Annotated in this window: 22 protein-coding genes; 16 read left to right on the top strand and 6 right to left on the bottom strand. The window is 37.7% G+C overall.

Features of this window, described 5'->3' with window-relative positions; all coding sequences use genetic code 11:
• Positions 1-50 precede the first annotated feature (50 nt).
• The 11 genes from SULKU_RS13730 (at position 51) to SULKU_RS13680 (ending at position 6,899) form a co-directional block, all read left to right on the top strand.
• Entirely contained in the window at positions 51-818 is a 768-nt protein-coding gene (locus SULKU_RS13730) for a GGDEF domain-containing protein (protein ID WP_013449990.1), read from the top strand.
• Positions 819-930: 112 nt separating this feature from the next.
• Entirely contained in the window at positions 931-1,371 is a 441-nt protein-coding gene (locus tag SULKU_RS13725) for a hypothetical protein (RefSeq protein WP_013449989.1), read from the top strand.
• A gap of 118 nt (positions 1,372-1,489) precedes the next feature.
• Positions 1,490-1,882: a thioredoxin family protein gene (locus tag SULKU_RS13720; RefSeq protein WP_013449988.1), complete on the top strand. Its 393-nt coding sequence runs from the start codon at positions 1,490-1,492 to the stop codon at positions 1,880-1,882.
• A complete protein-coding gene (locus SULKU_RS13715; RefSeq protein ID WP_013449987.1) occupies positions 1,879-2,475 on the top strand; it encodes a pentapeptide repeat-containing protein in 597 nt (198 codons plus the stop codon). The genes SULKU_RS13720 and SULKU_RS13715 overlap by 4 nt, the downstream gene beginning before the upstream one ends.
• 384 nt (positions 2,476-2,859) lie before the next feature.
• Positions 2,860-4,806, top strand: coding sequence for a sensor domain-containing diguanylate cyclase (locus tag SULKU_RS13710; protein ID WP_013449986.1), 1,947 nt, complete (start codon positions 2,860-2,862; stop codon positions 4,804-4,806).
• Positions 4,807-4,943: 137 nt separating this feature from the next.
• Positions 4,944-5,237 carry a type II toxin-antitoxin system HigB family toxin gene (locus tag SULKU_RS13705; protein ID WP_013449985.1) on the top strand — a complete coding sequence of 98 codons (294 nt, stop codon included), beginning with the start codon at positions 4,944-4,946 and terminating at the stop codon, positions 5,235-5,237.
• 3 nt (positions 5,238-5,240) lie between these two features.
• Positions 5,241-5,594: a helix-turn-helix domain-containing protein gene (locus SULKU_RS13700; protein ID WP_013449984.1), complete on the top strand. Its 354-nt coding sequence runs from the start codon at positions 5,241-5,243 to the stop codon at positions 5,592-5,594.
• 41 nt (positions 5,595-5,635) lie between these two features.
• On the top strand, positions 5,636-5,827 hold the full coding sequence (locus SULKU_RS13695; RefSeq protein WP_013449983.1) for a hypothetical protein: 192 nt from the start codon (positions 5,636-5,638) through the stop codon (positions 5,825-5,827).
• A 276-nt stretch (positions 5,828-6,103) separates the two neighbouring features.
• Positions 6,104-6,418, top strand: coding sequence for a type II toxin-antitoxin system RelE/ParE family toxin (locus SULKU_RS13690; protein WP_013449982.1), 315 nt, complete (start codon positions 6,104-6,106; stop codon positions 6,416-6,418).
• Entirely contained in the window at positions 6,415-6,696 is a 282-nt protein-coding gene (gene nadS, locus SULKU_RS13685; protein ID WP_245535189.1) for a NadS family protein, read from the top strand. Before SULKU_RS13690 ends, nadS begins: the two co-directional genes overlap by 4 nt.
• 17 nt (positions 6,697-6,713) lie before the next feature.
• Positions 6,714-6,899 carry a BrnA antitoxin family protein gene (locus SULKU_RS13680; RefSeq protein ID WP_013449980.1) on the top strand — a complete coding sequence of 62 codons (186 nt, stop codon included), beginning with the start codon at positions 6,714-6,716 and terminating at the stop codon, positions 6,897-6,899.
• Between the two features lie 25 nt (positions 6,900-6,924).
• On the opposite strand, the gene SULKU_RS13675 is transcribed toward SULKU_RS13680, so the two are convergent.
• Positions 6,925-7,542, bottom strand: coding sequence for a recombinase family protein (locus SULKU_RS13675; RefSeq protein WP_013449888.1), 618 nt, complete (start codon positions 7,540-7,542; stop codon positions 6,925-6,927).
• 155 nt (positions 7,543-7,697) lie between these two features.
• Here SULKU_RS13675 and SULKU_RS14670 point away from each other — a divergent pair, with 155 nt between their 5' ends.
• Together SULKU_RS14670 and SULKU_RS13665 are read left to right on the top strand one after the other, a co-directional pair.
• Positions 7,698-10,727 carry a Tn3 family transposase gene (locus SULKU_RS14670; RefSeq protein ID WP_013449979.1) on the top strand — a complete coding sequence of 1,010 codons (3,030 nt, stop codon included), beginning with the start codon at positions 7,698-7,700 and terminating at the stop codon, positions 10,725-10,727.
• A gap of 127 nt (positions 10,728-10,854) precedes the next feature.
• Entirely contained in the window at positions 10,855-11,451 is a 597-nt protein-coding gene (locus tag SULKU_RS13665; protein ID WP_013449978.1) for a TetR/AcrR family transcriptional regulator, read from the top strand.
• A 9-nt stretch (positions 11,452-11,460) separates the two neighbouring features.
• On the opposite strand, the gene SULKU_RS13660 is transcribed toward SULKU_RS13665, so the two are convergent.
• The 3 genes from SULKU_RS13660 to SULKU_RS13650 form a co-directional block, all read right to left on the bottom strand.
• On the bottom strand, positions 11,461-12,621 hold the full coding sequence (locus tag SULKU_RS13660; RefSeq protein WP_013449977.1) for an MFS transporter: 1,161 nt from the start codon (positions 12,619-12,621) through the stop codon (positions 11,461-11,463).
• Positions 12,622-12,838: 217 nt separating this feature from the next.
• Positions 12,839-15,061: a 5-methyltetrahydropteroyltriglutamate--homocysteine S-methyltransferase gene (gene metE, locus SULKU_RS13655; RefSeq protein ID WP_013449976.1), complete on the bottom strand. Its 2,223-nt coding sequence runs from the start codon at positions 15,059-15,061 to the stop codon at positions 12,839-12,841.
• A gap of 110 nt (positions 15,062-15,171) precedes the next feature.
• Complete coding sequence (locus SULKU_RS13650; RefSeq protein ID WP_013449975.1) at positions 15,172-15,522, bottom strand: hypothetical protein; 351 nt, start codon at positions 15,520-15,522, stop codon at positions 15,172-15,174.
• 91 nt (positions 15,523-15,613) lie between these two features.
• On the opposite strand from SULKU_RS13650, the gene SULKU_RS13645 reads away from it, so the two are divergent.
• Together SULKU_RS13645 and SULKU_RS13640 are read left to right on the top strand one after the other, a co-directional pair.
• Positions 15,614-15,829 (top strand): hypothetical protein, encoded by a 216-nt coding sequence (locus tag SULKU_RS13645; RefSeq protein ID WP_013449974.1) that lies wholly within the window; start codon positions 15,614-15,616, stop codon positions 15,827-15,829.
• 120 nt (positions 15,830-15,949) lie between these two features.
• Positions 15,950-16,366 carry a hypothetical protein gene (locus SULKU_RS13640; RefSeq protein WP_013449973.1) on the top strand — a complete coding sequence of 139 codons (417 nt, stop codon included), beginning with the start codon at positions 15,950-15,952 and terminating at the stop codon, positions 16,364-16,366.
• 6 nt (positions 16,367-16,372) lie between these two features.
• On the opposite strand, the gene SULKU_RS13635 is transcribed toward SULKU_RS13640, so the two are convergent.
• Together SULKU_RS13635 and SULKU_RS13630 are read right to left on the bottom strand one after the other, a co-directional pair.
• Positions 16,373-17,509, bottom strand: a complete 1,137-nt coding sequence (locus SULKU_RS13635; RefSeq protein ID WP_013449972.1) for a tyrosine-type recombinase/integrase — start codon at positions 17,507-17,509, stop codon at positions 16,373-16,375.
• Between the two features lie 46 nt (positions 17,510-17,555).
• A complete protein-coding gene (locus tag SULKU_RS13630) occupies positions 17,556-18,839 on the bottom strand; it encodes an ATP-binding protein (RefSeq protein ID WP_013449971.1) in 1,284 nt (427 codons plus the stop codon).
• Positions 18,840-19,577: 738 nt separating this feature from the next.
• Here SULKU_RS13630 and SULKU_RS13625 point away from each other — a divergent pair.
• Complete coding sequence (locus tag SULKU_RS13625) at positions 19,578-19,898, top strand: hypothetical protein (RefSeq protein WP_013449970.1); 321 nt, start codon at positions 19,578-19,580, stop codon at positions 19,896-19,898.
• The last annotated feature ends 1 nt before the right edge of the window (position 19,899 follow it).

Genomic DNA, 19,899 nt, shown 5'->3' with positions numbered 1-19,899 from the left:
TAATTTTTAATTGCAGTGACCACAGAACAATTTAGTACAGCGGAGTGAGCGTGAGAAATTTAGTCGAAGAACATTCCCGTATTACCGATGAAGTCAAAAAAAGAATTGAACCTATAAAAATCGTTTTTCCTGCTCAATACAGCAAAATATATGCGCAGATAGCGCATTCACATGAGATTGATCTTCAACCGGATCAACTGCTAACCCGTGAAATGCTCGATGAAAAAATGGTTCGGCATATAACGACGTTATCGGTGTGTACGTCTGACGCAATAGACGCTATGAGAAATAAAGATGAAGCTCTCTTAGATGAGATAGTACTAAAAACACAACAGCTTCAAGAAGAGATTCAGGAACTTCGAAAAATTATCTATGAAGATGCTCTTACGCAAAGCTACAATCGAAAATGGTTTGAAGATGAACTGCTTGACATAGCTAAACTTCGGCTTCGAGACAGCGGAACATTAGTGATGATCGATCTGAATAAGTTTAAAGAGATCAATGATACTTACGGTCATGTTGTTGGTGATAAAGTGCTATCGCTGGTAGCGAATAAACTGCGTGAAACCGGAGGTCGGGTTGTTCGCTATGGAGGAGATGAATTTATTGTCGTGTTTGACAAAACACTTTCTCATGTGCAGGTAAAAAGCAAAATAGAATCCATTCTAAGCTACTTTCAAAAAGTCCATTTTAAAGTCGGAGAATACTCATTTAAAATCGATTTTGCATTTGGAATGTCCTCTTTCACACATGATGCGGAGGTATTGACGGTTATTGAATCGGCGGATAAAGCGATGTATCGGAATAAAAAAAAGTAGTACAAAAGAAATATACTATGTAAAATTTGTTATTAATATCGTTAACACGCTATTCAAGGGAAATTAATTTTCAAAGGGCATACTTTCGGTAATTTTAGAATCAGGAAATCAAATGCTAAAAACTATCGTATCCTCCATATTGGTATTAAGTTTGTCTCTCAGTGCAGAGACGTTGCACATGCATAAAATGGATATGACTCCCGATGATGATCGGCAATCATTAGGGATAAAAGGGACACCGCAAGGGGTACACCAACTCTCTAATATGCGAGAGCACTTAGCGGCTATCTCGGAAATCGTCGGGCTTATGAATACCGGAAAGTACGATGAAGCCTCTACCATAGCGACGGAGAAACTAGGGCTAACGTTAGAGAAAAACTCCATGTGCGGCAGTTTTAAGAATCAATCGTTTGAGCAAATGGGGGTGGTGTTTCATAAAAGCGGAGACAATCTTGCCCAAACGTTAAAAACAAAAGATCACGCGAAGTCTATGGTCGCTTTGGAAAAAGTATTGAACGGGTGCGTACTTTGTCACAGTACGTTTAAACAATAAAGCTGAATCAGCCTGAAAGTAACATTTTATTTACTTATATTTTAAGATAGAGTTTATTCAATATTATTGAGTGTATATTATGATAATATTGTGATAATTAACAGGCAAAAGGGACAAAATGATTAAATTGATTCTATTGGTATGGGTAATGGCAATCGGAGCGTTTGCCGCACCGATCCAAAACGACGATCAGTTCAAAACGGCTGTTGCATCGATGGGGAAAGAGAATAAACTGGTATTGATGATCTATACGACCGATGATTGCCCCGAATGTGCTTATATGAAAACAAAGGTCTTTCACGATAAAACGGTAGAACCGTATATGAGCCGAAATTTCGTAGTGATTGAGAAAAACGTCCACAAAAGCAAACTCCCTGATGGGTACGATTTTTTCGGGATTCCGACGATATTTTTTATCGATAAAGCAGGGAATAAGAAAGAGACAATTGTCGGAAGCAAGCGGGCACAACCGTTCTTAAAAGAGTTACACCGTATCCGAGGGATCAAATGAGGACTCTTTTATTAGCAGTTGTTTTAGGGATTTCTTTACATGCTTACGATGCAGCGCACCTGAAAAAAGCGTTGGAAGAGAAAGAGTGTATCGGATGTGATCTACGGGGTGCGAATCTCAGTAAAAATGATTTTAGCGGCGGCGATTTTCACGGCAGCAATCTCAGTTATGCCGATCTGAGCGGAAGTATGTTCGAGATGGGGGATTTCAATGATTGCAATCTCAGCGGTGCAAATGTTGAGGGGGCACTCTTTTGGAAGGGGACTATGAAACGCTCCGACCTTACCCATATCCGTGCACGCGGGGCAAATTTCAAAGGGACGCATTTGGAACAGAGTAATCTGAGTTTTGCCGATCTTCGAGAGACTAAAAGCTGGAAAGCCAATTTTTCGGATGTTCTCCTGTATAAAACCGATTTTACGAATGCAGAGTTAGGCGATGCCAAGTTTATTCGTAATGATTTACGCTTGGCCAAAATGAAAAACACACTGTTATGGCAGACCCGTTTCAGTGATACCGTGATGAATAAAGTACAATGTGTCTATGCCAAAAAAGAAGAGGCGCTTTTGGACGCCAATGTGACGTGCCGTTAAAAAGGTTATAATTAGTGTGTGAATATTTGGTCATTTGATTTTTTTGGTTTTATTACATGGATTCCTGAGTAAATATCCATTTTCCCAATGGCACATGATACAAAGCTCTTAGCACTGGTTGTCAATATTGGTAGTCTACCCAGTTCATCAGTTGTTAGTGGATAACTTAACCCACTAAGTATTAGTTTGAGCGTTTCAATTTGATTTTCTTCGATCTTCAAAATAATTTTTGATATAACTATATTATCACATAATTAGGTTACTATTATTCAAAATCTTCTTACAAAAATAGCTATAATGTTTCATTATTATTTCTAACAATATTATGAATATTTTTCTGATAATCCAGAAATAAATATCTTGTCAAATATTAGGAGACTACTTTTGATTCCTATCGATTCTTTACCTATAAATATTGCAATCTACCGTTATGAGAATGGTAATTTTATTTTTGTCGATTTTAATCGTCAAGCTGAAAAGACTGATAACATTAAACGTGAAGATCTTGTAGGAAAAAATCTGGAAAAAGTTTTTCCGGGGGTCAGAGCGTTTGGTTTTCTTGATGTACTTGAACGTGTCTATACAACAGGTGAACCTGAACATTTTGAGGCTGGTTATTACAAGGATGAGATACGAGAAGGATGGCGGGTTAATGATGTGTCACGTTTGGACAACGGGCATATTATGGCTGTTTATAAGGATGTTACACAAGAAGTACAAAACAAATATTCTCTCGAATCTTTGGGAAATTTGATCGATAAAAATCTTAATGAAATCTACATTTTTCATCCGGAAACATTGACATTCTGCTATGCCAATGGAAGTGCCTTGCATAATATAGGATATACCATAGAGGAACTCTCACGGATGACTCCTCCTGATATTAAACCAGAATATAGCATCGAAAAATTTCGTAAACTTATTCAGCCGCTTCGTGATGGAATAATACCGCTGTTAAGTATAGAGACAAAACATCGCCGTAAAGATGGGACAGAATATGATGTGGAAGCGCGTATACAAAAAATGCTCTATCTCGGTAAAGAGCATTTTGTCGTAAATATTATAGACATTACCGATCGAATCAGAGATCAGCAGGAGATGCTGAAACTTCATCGCATTATCGAACAAAGTGATGATCTTATTATGATTACAGATTCCAATGGGGTGATTGAGTATATCAACAATGCCTATGTAAACTTGACAGGATGGAAAAAAGAGAAATTTATAAAAGCAAAACCTTCCTTCTTCAAGTCGGGTATGCATTCTGATATGTTTTATAAAGAAATTTGGAAAATTATTTTATCAGGAAAAACATATAAAGGGATAATTCAAAATCGAAAGAAGGATGGTTCCCTTTACTGGGAAGAGAAAACGATTACCCCGATAAAACTTACGGGAGAGACTATAACTCATTTTATCTCGACAGGAAAAGATATTACCGAACAGATAAAACTTAAAGAAGCTCTTGAAGAAAATGAATTGCTTTTTAGAACTCTTACGGAAAGTGCCTTAGCGGGTATTTTTCTGTATCGGGAAACCTTTCTCTATGCCAATGAAGCATTTGTAAAAATGACTGGATACAGTTTAAATGACCTAAAAAAAATGACAGCGATGGAACTTGTTGCACCCCAAGAACAAGCGTTTATACAAGAACGCGTGAGCGCTAGATTAAAAGGGGAATTACAAGATCAAATCGTTTACCAAGATTTGAAAATGGTGACAAGAACCGGGGAAGTACGATGGCTCTATATTACTATTTCGACAGTAAAATTTCGAGGAGAATGGACCGGACTTGGAACTGCTATGGATATGACAGAGCGTAAAGAGATGGAAAAGAAACTTGAATATGTAGCACAGACGGATGCTTTAACAGGTTTATATAATCGCCTTAGATTTGATGATATTGTTCAGCGTGAAATTGCTTTCGGAAAACGTCAAGATACACCTCTTTCCGTTATTTATATGGATATTGATTTTTTCAAGAAGATTAACGATACCTGCGGTCATGATGTCGGAGACATCATTCTGAAAGAAATCGCCTTTATCATCCGAGATATATTACGTGCAAGTGATTACCCGTTTCGTTGGGGTGGTGAGGAATTTATAATACTTTGCCCGAGTACGACACTCCAAGAAATTAAAGTCTTAGCCGAGCGGTTACGTGAAAGAATTGCAGAGAATAATTTTTCAGTTTATACAAAAGTAACGGTAAGTATTGGACTCACACAGTATCACAATGATGAATCAGTCGATGAAATGATAAAAAGAGCAGATCTGGCACTTTACCAAGCCAAAGAGAATGGGCGTAATAGATCAATTTATGGTTCTTAGTATTAAAGTAATAAAAACAAGTTTTGAGATAGATAAAGTAATATAATTTATCTTATGCTAATTAACAAAATATAGAAATATAGTCATAATAATATAATATTTTCCCAAAATGGGAAATATCCTGCTATAATACATTCATGAGAGTCATCAGCAAACGAACACTACAAGAGTTTTGGAGTAGCCATCCCGATGCTATGAGCCCATTAGCAGGCTGGTATGCAGAGGCGATGAAAGCTTCTTGGCAATCTCCTCAGGATATAAAGTCTCAGTATCAAGTTGCCAGTTTTCTACGAGATAATCGTGTAGTGTTCAATATAGGTGGAAATAAGTACCGACTGATCGTAAAGATCAATTATCCCTACAGTACGGTATATATCCGATTTGTCGGAACCCATGCCGCGTATGACAAAATAAACGCAGAGGAGATTTAAAAGATGAATATTTTTCCTATTCGAACCGAAGAAGATTATGATGCTGCATTGACGCGTATCGATATGTTAATGAATGCTGATATGGGAACACCTGAAGGGGATGAACTCGATATTCTTGTGACATTGGTTGAGGCGTATGAAGCCAAACATTATCCAATGCCGATTTGTGATCCGGTCGAAGCGATCAAATTCAGAATGGAGCAAATGGGAATGGAGCCTAAAGATCTGACACCGATTATTGGCTCACGTTCAAAAGTATCCGAAGTGCTTAATCATAAACGACAACTCTCTATTGCTATGATTCGTAATCTTCATGTACGATTGCACGTGCCGTATGAGTCCTTAATTGGCGCATAAAACATAATTTTTGACATGAGCTATGTAGAGTAGAATTACAAATGAGAGACTTAGTATTGATGCCTGAATATGAACCTACCGATGAAGAGCTTTGTATATTGATACATAATGTGGCTAGTGAAGCAACCTATAAAGCCATGAATGCTAAAAAGCAATTAAGAGAGTCAATTGCAAAGCAGATTCAAGTAACACATAAAAAATATCAAATACATCTTATGAAAAAGTTAGATTGACTAGCGATAAAGCAAAAGTTTTAAAATCGAAATAGTTAATATTATATTGGTTAACATAAGTTATCTAAAGTAGATTTGTCTGTCATATAAGAATATCCCCTCCAATATAAGCTCCATTGAACTAAAAAAACTCCCTGCTGTAGGTATTTTATTCGAAATCTAGGTTCATTTCATGGACCAATACGTTGAGATTGTTATTTGTTAGACAATTTACATGGGTCAAACTATAAAAACTACGCCATTGACTTACCAATAAACATCTGATACAATTATCCTATGGAAATAGCCGAAACTACGATCTTTACCCGTGAAATCACCCGTATTCTCTCTGATGAGGAATACAAAGAGCTTCAAACTTTTTTGGTGGAACACCCTAAAAGCGGAGCGGTGATCAAAGGATCAGGGGGTTTGCGTAAAATTCGATGGTCTATTAAAAACAGCGGTAAAAGTGGTGGTATCCGAAATATCTACTACTATCATGAGGAAAATAGTCTTATCCTTATGATCTATGTGTATGAAAAAAGTAAAACATCCGATTTATCCCCAAAACAAATCGAGATGCTCAGAAAAACTTTCATGGGAGGCTTATGATGGAAGATGCAATGTTTAATGACTTGCTTGCAAGTGTTGGTGAAGCAAAAGAGATTCTTGGTAAGACAAAAAAACCATCACGTTCATTTATGATCGATGAACCGGATGCCAAGTCTATACGAGCTCGTTTAAAAATGACACAAGATGAATTTGCAGGACTTTTAAATATTAGTGTAAATACACTAAGAAACTGGGAACAATCACGTCGTAAACCAGAAGGTCCGGCTCGTGTATTACTAGGAATTGCAGCTACTCATCCGGAAGTATTTGCTCACTAAAAAATCGGTGTTTATTTATGAGAGAAGAATACGATTTTTCACAATCTGTCCAAAACCCGTATGCGAAACGGACAAAGAAACAGATATCGCTTAATGTTGATGTGGATACCATTGAGTATTTTAAAGAGCTATCGGTAAAAATGGGATTGCCTTATCAAACCCTAATCAACTCATACCTGGCTATTTCTCAACAAACAGGGTAAAAGTCCCATGGTTCTTAGAAATAGCTTAATTAGTGATTTCTAGCACTCTCTTGGCAAAATCTCTTAGCTCCCCATTCGGTCCAATATATTTATAAAGAGTAGGCCTTGTAATCCCCAACTCAGCACAAAGTTCTTTTACACTGGTATCTCTATTTTTCATACTTGCTTCCGCTAATCTTACTTGTGACTTGGTAAGGTTAAACTTTCTTCCACCTTTTCTTCCTCTTGCTCTTGCAGCTTGAAGTCCGGCTATTGTTCTTTCTCTGATTAAGTCTCTCTCAAATTCTGCAAAAGCACCAAAAATTGAGAACATCATTTTTCCGGCAGAAGTGGTTGTATCAATATTAACACCTTGTCCGCTTAAAACTTTAAATCCTATATTTCTTTTGTTTAAATCATCAATAGTATTGATAAGATGCTTGAGATTTCTGCCAAGACGGTCAAGCTTCCAGACAACTAAAATATCTTCTTCTCGTAAAGCTTTCAAGCAATTTTCCAAGCCGGGTCTTTCGTCTTTGATCCCTGAAATTTTATCGGTGTAAATACTTTCTTGATTTACACCCGCTTGGAGAAGTGCATCGATTTGTAAATCTAAAACTTGAGAGTCATCAGATTTTGAAACTCTTGCATAACCGATAAGCATTCCACTCCCTTTGTGATGTAAATTAAACCTTCGTTTGCATTACACTCTGAAATTTATCCATAAACTATCTGATAAGTGTAAACTTAAGTATAAATCAAACAAAGTATAGCAAACAGTATATATAATCAGAATAAATTACACAAAAAAGGAAAAAAGTGACAACTTTACAAATTTTATCAAAAGAGGAAGAAAAAGCATTCAATCAAAAACCAATATTTAATTTTAACCAGCAAAAATTTTATTTTTCAATCCCAAAGAATTTACTCGAAAAAATAGAAATCGATTTTAATCAAATTTATTTTGTGCTGCTGTATGGCTATTTCAAAGCAACAAATAAATTCTTCACAGATTTAAATGATGATAAAAATTTAGATTATATTGCCTCCGATATTTTAAAAATATCAATCGATACAGATGCTGTAAGTTTAACAAAAAGTACACTTTATAGATATCAGCAGATCATTAAGCAGCACCTGCGAATTAACGAATACACCTATGAGATAAAAGATATCCTTGTAAAAGAAGCTATCACGTTGGCGAATAATTTTACCCATCGTAAAAAAATCTTTTATGCTCTTGTTGAGTTTTCTAAAAAGCTATCAATCGAAGTGCCGAGTTACACGGAGTTATATCGCATTATCACAGTCGCCATCAATTCTCAAAAAAGAGATATTCTAGAGAGATTAACGCCATTCATTAAAGATCAAAAACTGAATATACTAGATGAATTTTTACAAAAAGATGGAGACTATAAAAACAGATGGAGTCTCACGCACTATAAGATACTGGAGCACTCTACTAAAAAAGCTGCCATGATGGTAAGTCTTCAAAAATTTAAAACGATACAATCAAAATTCAATATCTTGGAGAGTATCTTTATATCGGGAGGAATCACCCCTAAAATAGCCCAGTATCATGCTAAATGGATTGAAAAAAGCCAAGTTTTTCAAGTAAAGCGAAAGAAAGATGTAGAATCTAACTTCTTACTTCTATCATTTGTATATTATCAGTACTTGATCCGTAACGATAATCTCATAGATAGATTTATATCAACGGTGCAGACGGCTAAAAACTCCTCACTTCGTTCCCAAAAAGAGTATAGTTTTGAACAAGAACCTCATAAAAATCGGGTCATACAGTCACTTGAGAATGCAAATCTTTCAACACTAAATGATATTGAAGCTATTGTCAAAGACAGCGATTTAAGTGCTGTTCAAAAAGTAGCTACAATAGAGAAACTTCTTCAGCAAAAGACACTGGCACTCAATGAGATTCTTACAGAGAAAAAAGTTTTCGACACTGTTGTTGAATGCAAGTATGATTTTATAGAGAGCAAGTCAGTATCGCTGCAAGGCAAGCTTTCGGGGATTTTAAAAGCGATTGAGTTTGATGAAAAAGCATCGAATAAAAATCTTATTGAAGCCATTAACTATTTCAAAAACAATCCCACTCTCACCAATAAAGTACCTAAAGCATTTTTAGATGAAGAAGAGCGTATCGCTGTATTTGATGGCGATAAATTTAAAGTCTCACTCTATAAAATATTACTCTTCTTTCATGTAAGCGATGCCATTAAAAATGGAACTCTTAATTTGAAATACTCTTACAGATACAAAAACTTTGATGACTATATGATTGATAAAGATGATTGGATTAAAAATAAAGATCTACTTCTAACGAAGCATGAAATGGAGTATTTAAAACCGTTTGATACCTTTATGAACACCGTCAAAGACAAAGTTGAAGCAAGCTACAAAGAAACAAATCATAATATTTTAAATGGTACAAACACCTATTTTACGGCATCAGACGACTCTTACATCCTCAAAACTCCTAAGCTGGAAAAGGATGAAGATGAAGAAAAAAATCCTCTCGCAAAATATTTCCCAACGGAAGAGTACCTATCCGTGATTGATGTTCTCAATTCAATTGATAAGGAAACAGATTTTTTATCATCATTTCAACACTACTCTCAAAGTCGCATTAAAAGCAATCACAATCTATTACTTGCATCCATACTTGGATATGGATGCAACCTAAGCCTTTCACGGATGGGGAAAATATCAAAAGGCATCAACGAAAACCAGCTTGATAATACCAAAATATGGTACTTTTCAGAGGATAATACGACCGAAGCAAATGACAAAATTGTGGCATATATGGAGAAATTGGAGCTTGTAAAAATAGTAAGACATCACACCGATATCAATCATACTTCAAGTGATGGGCAAAAATACTCCATTGCTTCAAATATCGATTCTACTAATGCAGGACACTCAAACAAATACTTTGGTGCCGACAAAGGAGTTGTCACCTATACTTTTATTGACGAATCAAATCGCCTGTTTCATTCCACTGTTATCAATGTCAGTGAAAGAGAATCGGGGTATGTTATTGATGGACTGTTGCACAATGAGACAGTCAAGAGCGATTTACATTCCGGGGATAGCCACAGCTATACAGAGCTAATATTTGGTTTAACAAATATTCTTGGATTCAATTTTGGTCCAAGAATTAAAAATTTCAAAGATCAACAGCTTTACGGCTTTTTTACACCAAAACACTATCATAATTTAGGTTATAAATTGGCACCTAAAAGAAAAATCAATACTCAAATAATCAAAGAGAGTTGGGATGATATTTTACGGTTTGCCGTAACAATTAAAGAGAGAAAAACAACGGCTACACAGCTCTTAAAAAGGCTCACTTCCTATTCACGACAGCACAAACTATACACTGCGTTGAAAGAATTTGGAAAGATTATAAAATCCGATTTTTTGCTCAATTATATCGATGATGTAAAGCTTCGCCAACGGATAGAAAAGCAGCTCAATAAGATAGAAGCCTCTAATCGATTTTCAAAAGCGGTATTTTTTGGAAACAATCAAGAGTTTACGGTTGCAACTACCGAAGAGCAAAACGTTGCAAATAACTCAAAACGACTTATTCAAAATGCTATAATCCTTTGGAATTATCTTTATCTTACCAAAAAATTACAACATTCTAAAAATAGCACCGAGAAAGATGAAATCCTCACAGCACTTAAAAACAGTTCAATTATTCACTGGAGTCATATTAATTTTTATGGGATTTATGATTTTACCAACTATTCAAAGAGAGTTTACAATTTAATTGCGATTGATAAAGAAAAAGAGTTTATGCAGCCTTTAGGTCTCGGAAATTAATTTCGTGGCTTGTAGAGGAGATATGAGGGCTGGTTTTTAGCGAAAAGACCATTTTTAAGCTATTTCTAAGAACCATGGGACTTTTACCCTGTTTGTTGAGAAATAGCCTAAGTTCACTAAAAATAAATTGGCCTACCACCATAAAAATCTCAAAGAGTCATTAGTAGAAACAGCATTCGAGATAGTTGATAAAGAAGGGTTAAAAGTACTAACACTGCGCGAATTATCCATTCGGCTGAACATATCAAGGTCAGCTATATATCGTCATTATGATAATAAGGAAGCACTAATTTTAGATGTTATGGATAAAGGGTATAAACAACTTAATTTGGTATTAGCTCCTATCTTACAAGATAAAACTCATAGTATTGCAAAGCGTTTTGAAATGATGTTGGGGGAGTATCTCAATATTGCGATGGAGCAACCAAACCTTTACCGTTTACTGTTCGGAAATAAATATCATAAAGAGTATGAAAAATCACATGGCCATAAAGATGAAAATCACCTAATGGGCTTGCACCCCCTCATAAGTCTTCTCGTAGATGCCCAAGAAACTGAGGGTATCGTATTAGAAAATCCAATGCTTCAGCTGACAATAATATGGGCTTCTGTCCATGGTCTTGCATTATTCTTAGTTGATGGAAATTTATTGATAAAGTCGAACAAGGAAGCAATTAATGAATACTTGAAAAATGTATTGTTAAAAGTCTTAAAGGGGTTGTAAGAGTAAAAATTACTGCGAAAACTTGTTTCGCATTCCGAATAACGCGCCCGCTAAACCTATAGCCACACTTGATGCAATTATAAAAGGTAAAAAACTTCCATAATGATCCCATAACCAACCACTAACAGTTAACGATATGAGGGTAGCTGCTCCAATAGACGTATAATAGACCCCATAGGCAGTTGCTTTTAGCTCAAGCGGTGCGGTATCGGAGATAATTGCTTTTGCTAATGAGTTAAATCCTCCGGCAAAAAATCCGTAAATGGCAAATCCAAGCCATGCACCCAAAATCGTTCCTGATGACATGGCAAAAGCTCCCAAACCAAATGCTAAATAGACGATAGACAATAGCGTAATTTTTCCGAAACGGTCTGCCATTTCACCAATCGGTATAGCAAAAACTGATAAGATAAGATTATAGAGGGTGTACGCTAATGGAATCATAGCTAGGGCCATACCATTATCTCCCGCTTTGAGGATCATAAACGAATAATTCATAGCGAAGAGACTAAAGATGCTTTGAAAACCGACTAACCAATAAAACGGTGTACTCAGTGCTTTTGGACGGAATTTTCGTAATGGTGAAGGGGTGAACGGAGCATCTGTTACAAATAATACAAGAATCGCTAGAGAAATAATACCTGGGATGAGGCTAAGAGCGAAAATAGTCCGAAATGTAGCTTCACTCTGTCCCAAAAACCACAATAATACAAAAGCGCTCAATGAGCCTGCAACAGCTCCAACGCTGTCCATCATTTTATGAAACCCAAAAATAAAACCGCTTACCTCTTTCTGAGTGTTGGCACTGATAAGGGCATCACGAGGTGCAGACCGGATCCCTTTACCTACTCGGTCAGCAATACGGATTGTTGCAATCATTGTAGCACTTTGGGCAAAAAAAGCAAACGGCTTGATAATGTTAGATAAACCATATCCGATAATGGTAAGCCCTTTACGCTTTCCAGCCCGATCAGAATAAAAGCCGGATAGCGCGATAAGTAACGCAACACCCATTTCTGCAGACCCTTCAATCAATCCAATCTCACCTTTTGTTGCGTGTAAAAAATGCTCCAAAAATATCGGCAAGAGAGGCAAGACCATTTCGGTTGAAAAGTCAGTAAAAAAGCTGTTGATTCCCAAAGCGATGATATTTTTATTGATTTTTTTCACTGGTTTCCTTCCAATATAACTCGGGAAAAATATTGGGATATAAGTGTCGAAGAATTTTAGAAGTGATAGAGGTTTTATTCGCTGAGATACTTCTTTACCTGTAACACTTTTTTCTTAGCTTCACTATCACAAGAAAATTTCAATATGATTTGTCTTTAGGTTAACTAAAAACAGATTAATTCATACTTTATTGCATTCCCCAAAAGGGGAAACAGCTTTAGAGACTTTGACGAACGCGTTTGGTCGCTTCAACCATATTTTCTAATGCCGCTTTGGTCTCTGCCCATCCACGGGTTTTCAAACCACAGTCAGGATTAATCCAGAGCTGAGCGGCGGGAAGGACTTCGAGAAGTGCATGGATTTGTTTTTCCATCTCTTCAATACTAGGGATCCGAGGAGAATGGATATCATAGACTCCCAGTCCCACTTCCTGTGCATACCCTACCTCGGCGAAGATTTTGAGGAGACGGTTACCGCTACGAGAAGTTTCGATTGAGATTACATCCGCGTCCATCGCTTCGATGGTTTTGATGATATCGGTAAACTCGCTGTAGCACATGTGGGTATGGATTTGGGTATCACGTTCCGCCACGGCGGTGGATAGGAGGAAACTCTCCAATGCCCATTTTTCATATTCGGCACGTTTTTCACGACGCAGCGGATACCCCTCTTTGAACGCCGCTTCGTCCACTTGGATCATTTTGATCCCGGAGCGTTGCAAATCATCTACTTCATCGCGGATAGCGAGGGCGATTTGAGTTGAAGTGAGGGAGCGGGGCTGATCGTCACGGACGAAACTCCAGTTGAGAATCGTTACGGGTCCCGTGAGCATCCCTTTCATCGATCGCGCTGTAAGACTTTGGGCAAATAGACTCCATTCTAGCGTCATTGGGTACGGTCGGCTCACATCACCATAAAGTAGTGGTGGTTTGACACATCGGCTTCCGTAGCTCTGTACCCAGCCATTGCTGCTAAAAGCAAATCCGCTGAGTTGTTCACCGAAATACTCCACCATATCGTTACGCTCAAACTCCCCGTGCACCAAGACATCCAGATCAATCGACTCTTGAAATTCGACGCAATCACGGATCCCATTTTTCATTTCGATTTCATAGATTTCTCGGGAGATGAGCCCTTTTTTGAACTCTTGACGAATTTTGCGGATGTCTGCGGTTTGGGGAAACGATCCGATGGTTGTCGTCGGTAGAATCGGCAGATCGAACAAATCGTGCGCTGCTTCTTGTCGAAGGGGAAACGGATAAGTACGTTTGTAATCACCGCTTTGCAATGCAGAGAGTCGTATTTGAACCGCAGGGTCGGTGCGAGAGGGGTCATATCGCTGATATACGATTTCTTCATTGTCAAAAAATGCTTTTGAGAGAGCGGATAGTTCTGTGAGCTTCTCTTCGGCAAAGGCTAATAATGTCTTCACATTTGCATCCAATGTTGTTTCATGTCGCAACGTATAGGGGACATGCAAAAGTGAACATGAACTGCTGAGGCTCAGACGCTCTTTGGGAATATAATCTGCGATTGTATTCAAGGTCTTTAGTGAAGCGGAAAGATCGTTTTTCCAGACATTGCGACCGTTTATGATCCCGACGCTCACGTGTTTATCACTTTTGCCTAACACCTCAAGCGATTCGATATTTTTCTCTCCGTGAACAAAATCAAGATAAAGCCCTTTAATGGGAGTGTGCACCAAAACGGCAGTCGCTTCGTTGGAATGTTCAAAATAGGTTGCTACCCAAAGAGGCGCAAGTGTTCCCAGCCGATCATACGCTATTTTGAGCAAGGATAGATCGTGAGGCGTAGGATCACACACGAGTGATGGTTCATGTATTATGATCTCGGCATCTAAAGCTTGCAATGTTTCTAATAAAGCGACGTATTGTGCTATTACCTTATCAAACAGCGCTTGACGTACCGATTCGGAGCATTTTGAGAGAGCAAAAAATGTCATTGGACCGATCAGCTGAATACACCCCTCTAATCCGAGAGCTTTGGCTTCGTTAAACTCATGGATGATTTTTTCGGCATTCACTGCGCCGAACACAAATTGATCGTGCAATTCAGGAACAAGGTAGTGGTAGTTGGTGTTGAACCATTTGGTCATTTCCATCGCCACATGGCTCTCATCTCCCCGTGCCATCGTAAAATATCGACGTATTGGGTCGGATATATCGCTAAAGCGTTCGGGTGTAGCACCGAGGGTTACCATGATATCAAGCATAGTGTCGTAGAAGCTAAAATCGTTAATGGCAACTTTTTGGATACCGGAATCACGCTGTAAGTTCCAGTGGCGCTTTCGAAGATCAGATGCAATTGTCTCCAGTTCATCGAAGCCAATAGTTCCTTTCCAAAAACTTTCTAATGCAAATTTGAGTTCTCTTTTTTCTCCGATACGTGGAAATCCGAGCAGGGTAATAGTATTTTTCATAATGTGTTTCCTTGTACATGTAAAACCGTAGGGTCATGTTTATAGAGGCACTTCTCCATTAATTATGTCAATGGAATGTGCCACATGAGCGACTAATATGGTGCTGATAATTACGAAAAGAAAAGAGGCGAGGGCGGAGAGGTATCAGTGTGAAAATAGCGAAATAAAAAGCGAAGTTTTGGGGTCAATGAGGAGAGATATAGGGCACATCGAGTTCGACGCCCGTAGAAACGGTTACAATGGCACTGACAACGGGATACCTTTGGGGTGAAAGGTTCTAGTGCTTCGAGGAGAATATCGAGTTCATCGGGGGGAGACTCATCGATACTCGCATCAGCAGAATAAATGCGATAGGCATGGCAACTTTGGGTGCGAACGGCACGGTTATGCAACGTCGTAGCATTGACAGTTGCGGTGATCGCTTGGAGTGAAAAATATTTTCCACCGAAACCTTTTGCCATAGTATCCTCATAAAATAATTGATGGAATTATACTGAAAAATTTCGAAACTATTTGACAGTATCATTTAGGTTTAATTAGTTATAATTTAATATGTTTAATGAAATTACTTCCCGACTTATTACTCTCGAAAATGATCTAAATTTCAAATCAGAATTAGATATACGTGTACAAATTCTCTCTATTCATCAACATATTCTTGATCAATGGGGATCTTTTTCCCCTGAAGAGGGATTTTTACTCACCAATAAAATTTTTAAAATCACTGAAGAATTAAACGAGAAAAATCGCCGTCCTGAATCTAATTAATCGATTTTAAATTTCTATCTACAATTTACTTCCAGCCGGAAAGTACGTTGTTAGCATTCATTCATCATTCAACTATACAATTTCTCATATCTGTTCGATCATGCATCAGGAGAGAAACGAATGTATAAATATCACGATAAATCCAAACGATTTTTAGCCACCGCTCTGATTACTACCGGTCTATTGGGCACGACTCCATTAATGAGTGAGGAAATCATTCATTCTGATCGCTCTGCCATCACACAAGAAAAGATTTCACCACGTATCGATTCACAATTGTGCAATCAACAGTTCCAATGCGCTAAAACGGGTTTTATTCTCCATTTCTTGCCCGAGGCAAAAGCACGTTTTATTCATCCACAATCCTCTCAAGCGCTTCATGCCGATTACCGTGTCCATTTTGATCACAGTATTGCGATGAACGTATATGAGAACCCATCCAAACACTTTGATCTGATGATGCATCAAATCAACATTGCCTCCGATGGATTCAGTGCCAAGGTCAATGGAGAGACCCGCTATTTTCAGAAGGTTTAGTTCCTTTTATTTGATCTTTTGGCGCATCATGAGTTCGGGATTATTCTTCACATAAGCACTGAACGTCGTATTGGTTGACGTGTGCCCCAGCTCCATCGCGACAATTGCCAAATCTTTCCCATCGGCGAGCTCTTTGGTCGCATATCCCCTACGGATGATATGACGTCCGCTTTTATTCACCCCGATCGCTTTTAGAGCATAAGTGGTGAATTTCCACATATCCACATCGGGCATTTTCTTATTCGTGTAGGTTCCGTTGGTATAGGTACTGGAGAGGACATAGGAAGGATCCGGGAGTACGGCTCTCATGTAATGGACAAACGGTTCAATCTCTTCACGTCTCACCACTACTTCGCGGTATTTATCCCCTTTGGTCGTATGATAGGCGATCGTATAAAACAGATGTGTAGTACCATGGTCATCTTTATATTCAGACTCTTTGATATACTCCATTTTTAGAGAGATCACTTCATCGGCACGTGCACCGCTTAGGCAGTAAAGCAGTACGATCAAGGCATTGCGATAGGCATAACGCTCCGAACTCTTTGGGAAATGCTCTTTAAAAACTTCAGGCCAATGCTTCATAAAATCGATTAGTTCTTCGAGTTCACTCTCAGTGACAAACTCCGTTTTACGTTTTTGCACTTTGATTTTGGTGAAGTATTTAAAGAGGGAAGTGAAGTCTTTGTTCTCTTTATTGTTTTCACTGATGAACAGCAGAAGCTGTTTAAGTACGGTTAAACGGTGAGAGAGACTTTTCTCATAGCGATAGACAATAGAGAGCTTCGCATCGTTTTTCCCCCGGTTGGCTTTACGATTGGAGAGGACTTGATGATACTCTTCCTTCGATATTTTTTTAGCTTCGAGATCTTTAGAGGCGAGATGTTCTTGGTACCACATGAGGTAGTTATTCACAAACTTCGCCGATAACCCATCCAAATCCATGATCGAATCATACTGATGAGAAAACTCTATAAGAGGGGTCAGTGCTTCTCCGTAGGATTTACGGGTCTTATCGCTTACCCCTTGAGCCACCTTCTCAGTAATGTAGCGATCACGCCAGGCATCGAGATCGCTTACTAACCCTTTTCCGGTACAGAGATCCCACTCGGCAAGGTCGTCTTGGAAGTGTTGAGGGGACATCTAAATGCCTTCAATAGTAATAACAATTACGCTATGTTTTGTATCATTAATCATGAGTTAACAGCCATTTCCAAAGAGGGATTAAATAGACTATTTTATCTCCTACACTCATGGAGCCTTCACGCTCTTTTGTGATGAGAACACTCTTATCCACCCCTATGAACTCCATCCCCTCGGCAAGTGAGTTTATTTCACGCTCGAAGGTGTCAGGATTGCTGATATCCACGCTGACATTGATAAGCTGTTTTTCACCGTCAATTACACAATAAAAATCGATTTCCTGACGCTCTTTGATGTAATAGACTTCATTGGTTTTGGACCTGAGTGCCAAAAAGACGAGATTTTCATAGAGTTTGGAGTAATCAGGTGAAAATGAGGCATCATACACCGCTCGCAGTCCGTTATCGATTGCATAGATTTTTTTAGGATTACGCTGCTCTTCACGTACAGAGCTTCTAAATATTGGGATACTAAAAATGGCATAGGCCTCTTCCAAATATCCGAAATAATCAAACAGTGTCTCTTTGCCGAGCTTAAAGCCATTAGATTTAAAGTCGTTATAGAGCTTGGTAATACTCACCGAGGTTGCCATGTTGACGAATGCATATTTGATCAAATGTTTCAAAAGAGCGGTATTGGTAATACCATAGCGTTCAATGAGGTCCTTATAGACAATCAGATTCACGTAATCGCTCAGAATCCTTTTTTGAATGGATCCCTCTTGCCCTATTGTTTCAGGAAATCCTCCACAGAGCAGATACTCTTCAAAATTGTGCTTGATAAAGCTCAGTGATTTAGAAGAATCTAGATTGACGGTAATGTTTTTAAAACGGAGATACTCTTTGAAAGAAAACGGGAATATCTCATATGTGAGCGTTCGCCCGCGCAGCGATGTAGCTATCTCGCTACTGAGGAGTTTGGAAGAAGAACCGGTGATGATAATCTGAACATTTAATGTATCGTATATACGACGGATAAACACTTCCCATCCCGGAATGTTTTGCACTTCATCGACAAAGAGATAGATTTTTTCATCCCTTTTTTCAGGGTACAGCTCGAAATATCCTTCAATAAGATCATCCAAATCACTGACAGTGGTTCCCATCAACCGGTCATCTTCAAAATTAATATACACAATATTCTTAGAGTCGATATTCTCTCGAAGTTCTTCAATCATCTTATAAAGGATTGAAGTTTTACCACAACGACGCACTCCTATAAGAGTAATTATCTTATCATTAAATAAAGGAATTTGAACATCACGTTTAATTGTAGGTCGTAGACTACGTTCTTGAAAATCGATGATAATACGGCGAAATACTTCTCTCATATTTTATCCTTTTATATAAAACCAATTTTATATATTTTTGTACTTATTGTCAAGTACTAAATTAACACGGTTAATACTTTTATCAATCACCATACATCATAAAATCACTTGCTACATAATTGCAGCTTGTTGAACTTTGGTAGACTACAATGTTTCCACATTTTGGATGAATCTTTTTCAACCGTTTTAAAAAAGTCGATAAACCTACAAAAGGATTTTTTTTCCCATCCATTTTAAAAAATCTTAAATAGCAACCATTCAGAAAACGGAAAACATAGCACGTTAAGATAATCAAGCCTTTCCAATCTATAAGTCAAATATTATTGACCTATCTCTACATATTGTCAAATTATGAATATATAGTCTAGTTAATTAGACTATATATGATACTAATGACACATTAAGTATCTAAACAATATCCAATCTCTATTAAATGACCTCTATATTTTCAACGAAGCAATCAAAACTCATCTCTAAATCTATCGATCATTTAATAAATTATAGCAAAATTGCCTTTTACTTACAAGATAATATTGTATTATCTTAGTATTAATACCAAAACGAAGCCATATTATGTATCGATTTAGCAACGGATCGCTCCATATAGCTAAAGTGTATTATCTATGCAATATTAAAATAAATAGTTTACATAATGTCATAATTATTGACACTACTTTAATATATAGCTATTATACTTATATTAAATAGCCATTAAGTCTTACTATAAGGAATTATCTAATGAGTAATGAAAAAATAGACCGTAGAGTCGTTTTAGAGAGTAATAGTCTCGAAGAACTCACTAAAATTGCCAATACTCTCGATTTAGACAAAGGGGTTAATGAACGGGAACGTTTAGGTGCAGCGATTGAGTCTTTACTCGAAATCAAACGTCTATTTGATAAAGAGTTCATTGAACTAGACCTTACTTCCAAAGAGCGTATCCATACCATGATTGGGTTTGGGGAATACGGCTCAAAAGAAGAAGTAGTTACCTCATCAATCGAAAAGTTGTTTGCTGAGCATCGAGAGAAGATTATTAAGAAGATTGAGGCATTATAGA

Source organism: Sulfuricurvum kujiense DSM 16994, from assembly GCF_000183725.1.
GTDB lineage: Bacteria > Campylobacterota > Campylobacteria > Campylobacterales > Sulfurimonadaceae > Sulfuricurvum > Sulfuricurvum kujiense.
The sequence above is the reverse complement of the archived record's forward strand: the minus strand, read 5'-3'. Positions and strand labels throughout refer to the sequence as shown.

Bases quoted from the DNA above. Each gene is read 5' to 3' on its own strand.
- SULKU_RS13650 (WP_013449975.1), bottom strand. From the start codon at position 15,522: ATGGCAAAAGGTTTCGGTGGAAAATATTTTTCACTCCAAGCGATCACC.
- SULKU_RS13625 (WP_013449970.1), top strand. From the start codon at position 19,578: ATGAGTAATGAAAAAATAGACCGTAGAGTCGTTTTAGAGAGTAATAGT.
- SULKU_RS13705 (WP_013449985.1), top strand. From the start codon at position 4,944: ATGAGAGTCATCAGCAAACGAACACTACAAGAGTTTTGGAGTAGCCAT.
- SULKU_RS13690 (WP_013449982.1), top strand. From the start codon at position 6,104: ATGGAAATAGCCGAAACTACGATCTTTACCCGTGAAATCACCCGTATT.
- SULKU_RS13630 (WP_013449971.1), bottom strand. From the start codon at position 18,839: ATGAGAGAAGTATTTCGCCGTATTATCATCGATTTTCAAGAACGTAGT.
- SULKU_RS13645 (WP_013449974.1), top strand. From the start codon at position 15,614: ATGTTTAATGAAATTACTTCCCGACTTATTACTCTCGAAAATGATCTA.
- SULKU_RS13640 (WP_013449973.1), top strand. From the start codon at position 15,950: ATGTATAAATATCACGATAAATCCAAACGATTTTTAGCCACCGCTCTG.
- SULKU_RS13715 (WP_013449987.1), top strand. From the start codon at position 1,879: ATGAGGACTCTTTTATTAGCAGTTGTTTTAGGGATTTCTTTACATGCT.
- nadS (WP_245535189.1), top strand. From the start codon at position 6,415: ATGATGGAAGATGCAATGTTTAATGACTTGCTTGCAAGTGTTGGTGAA.
- SULKU_RS13720 (WP_013449988.1), top strand. From the start codon at position 1,490: ATGATTAAATTGATTCTATTGGTATGGGTAATGGCAATCGGAGCGTTT.
- SULKU_RS13695 (WP_013449983.1), top strand. From the start codon at position 5,636: ATGAGAGACTTAGTATTGATGCCTGAATATGAACCTACCGATGAAGAG.
- SULKU_RS13675 (WP_013449888.1), bottom strand. From the start codon at position 7,542: ATGCTTATCGGTTATGCAAGAGTTTCAAAATCTGATGACTCTCAAGTT.
- SULKU_RS13700 (WP_013449984.1), top strand. From the start codon at position 5,241: ATGAATATTTTTCCTATTCGAACCGAAGAAGATTATGATGCTGCATTG.
- SULKU_RS13635 (WP_013449972.1), bottom strand. From the start codon at position 17,509: ATGTCCCCTCAACACTTCCAAGACGACCTTGCCGAGTGGGATCTCTGT.
- SULKU_RS13680 (WP_013449980.1), top strand. From the start codon at position 6,714: ATGAGAGAAGAATACGATTTTTCACAATCTGTCCAAAACCCGTATGCG.
- SULKU_RS13725 (WP_013449989.1), top strand. From the start codon at position 931: ATGCTAAAAACTATCGTATCCTCCATATTGGTATTAAGTTTGTCTCTC.
- metE (WP_013449976.1), bottom strand. From the start codon at position 15,061: ATGAAAAATACTATTACCCTGCTCGGATTTCCACGTATCGGAGAAAAA.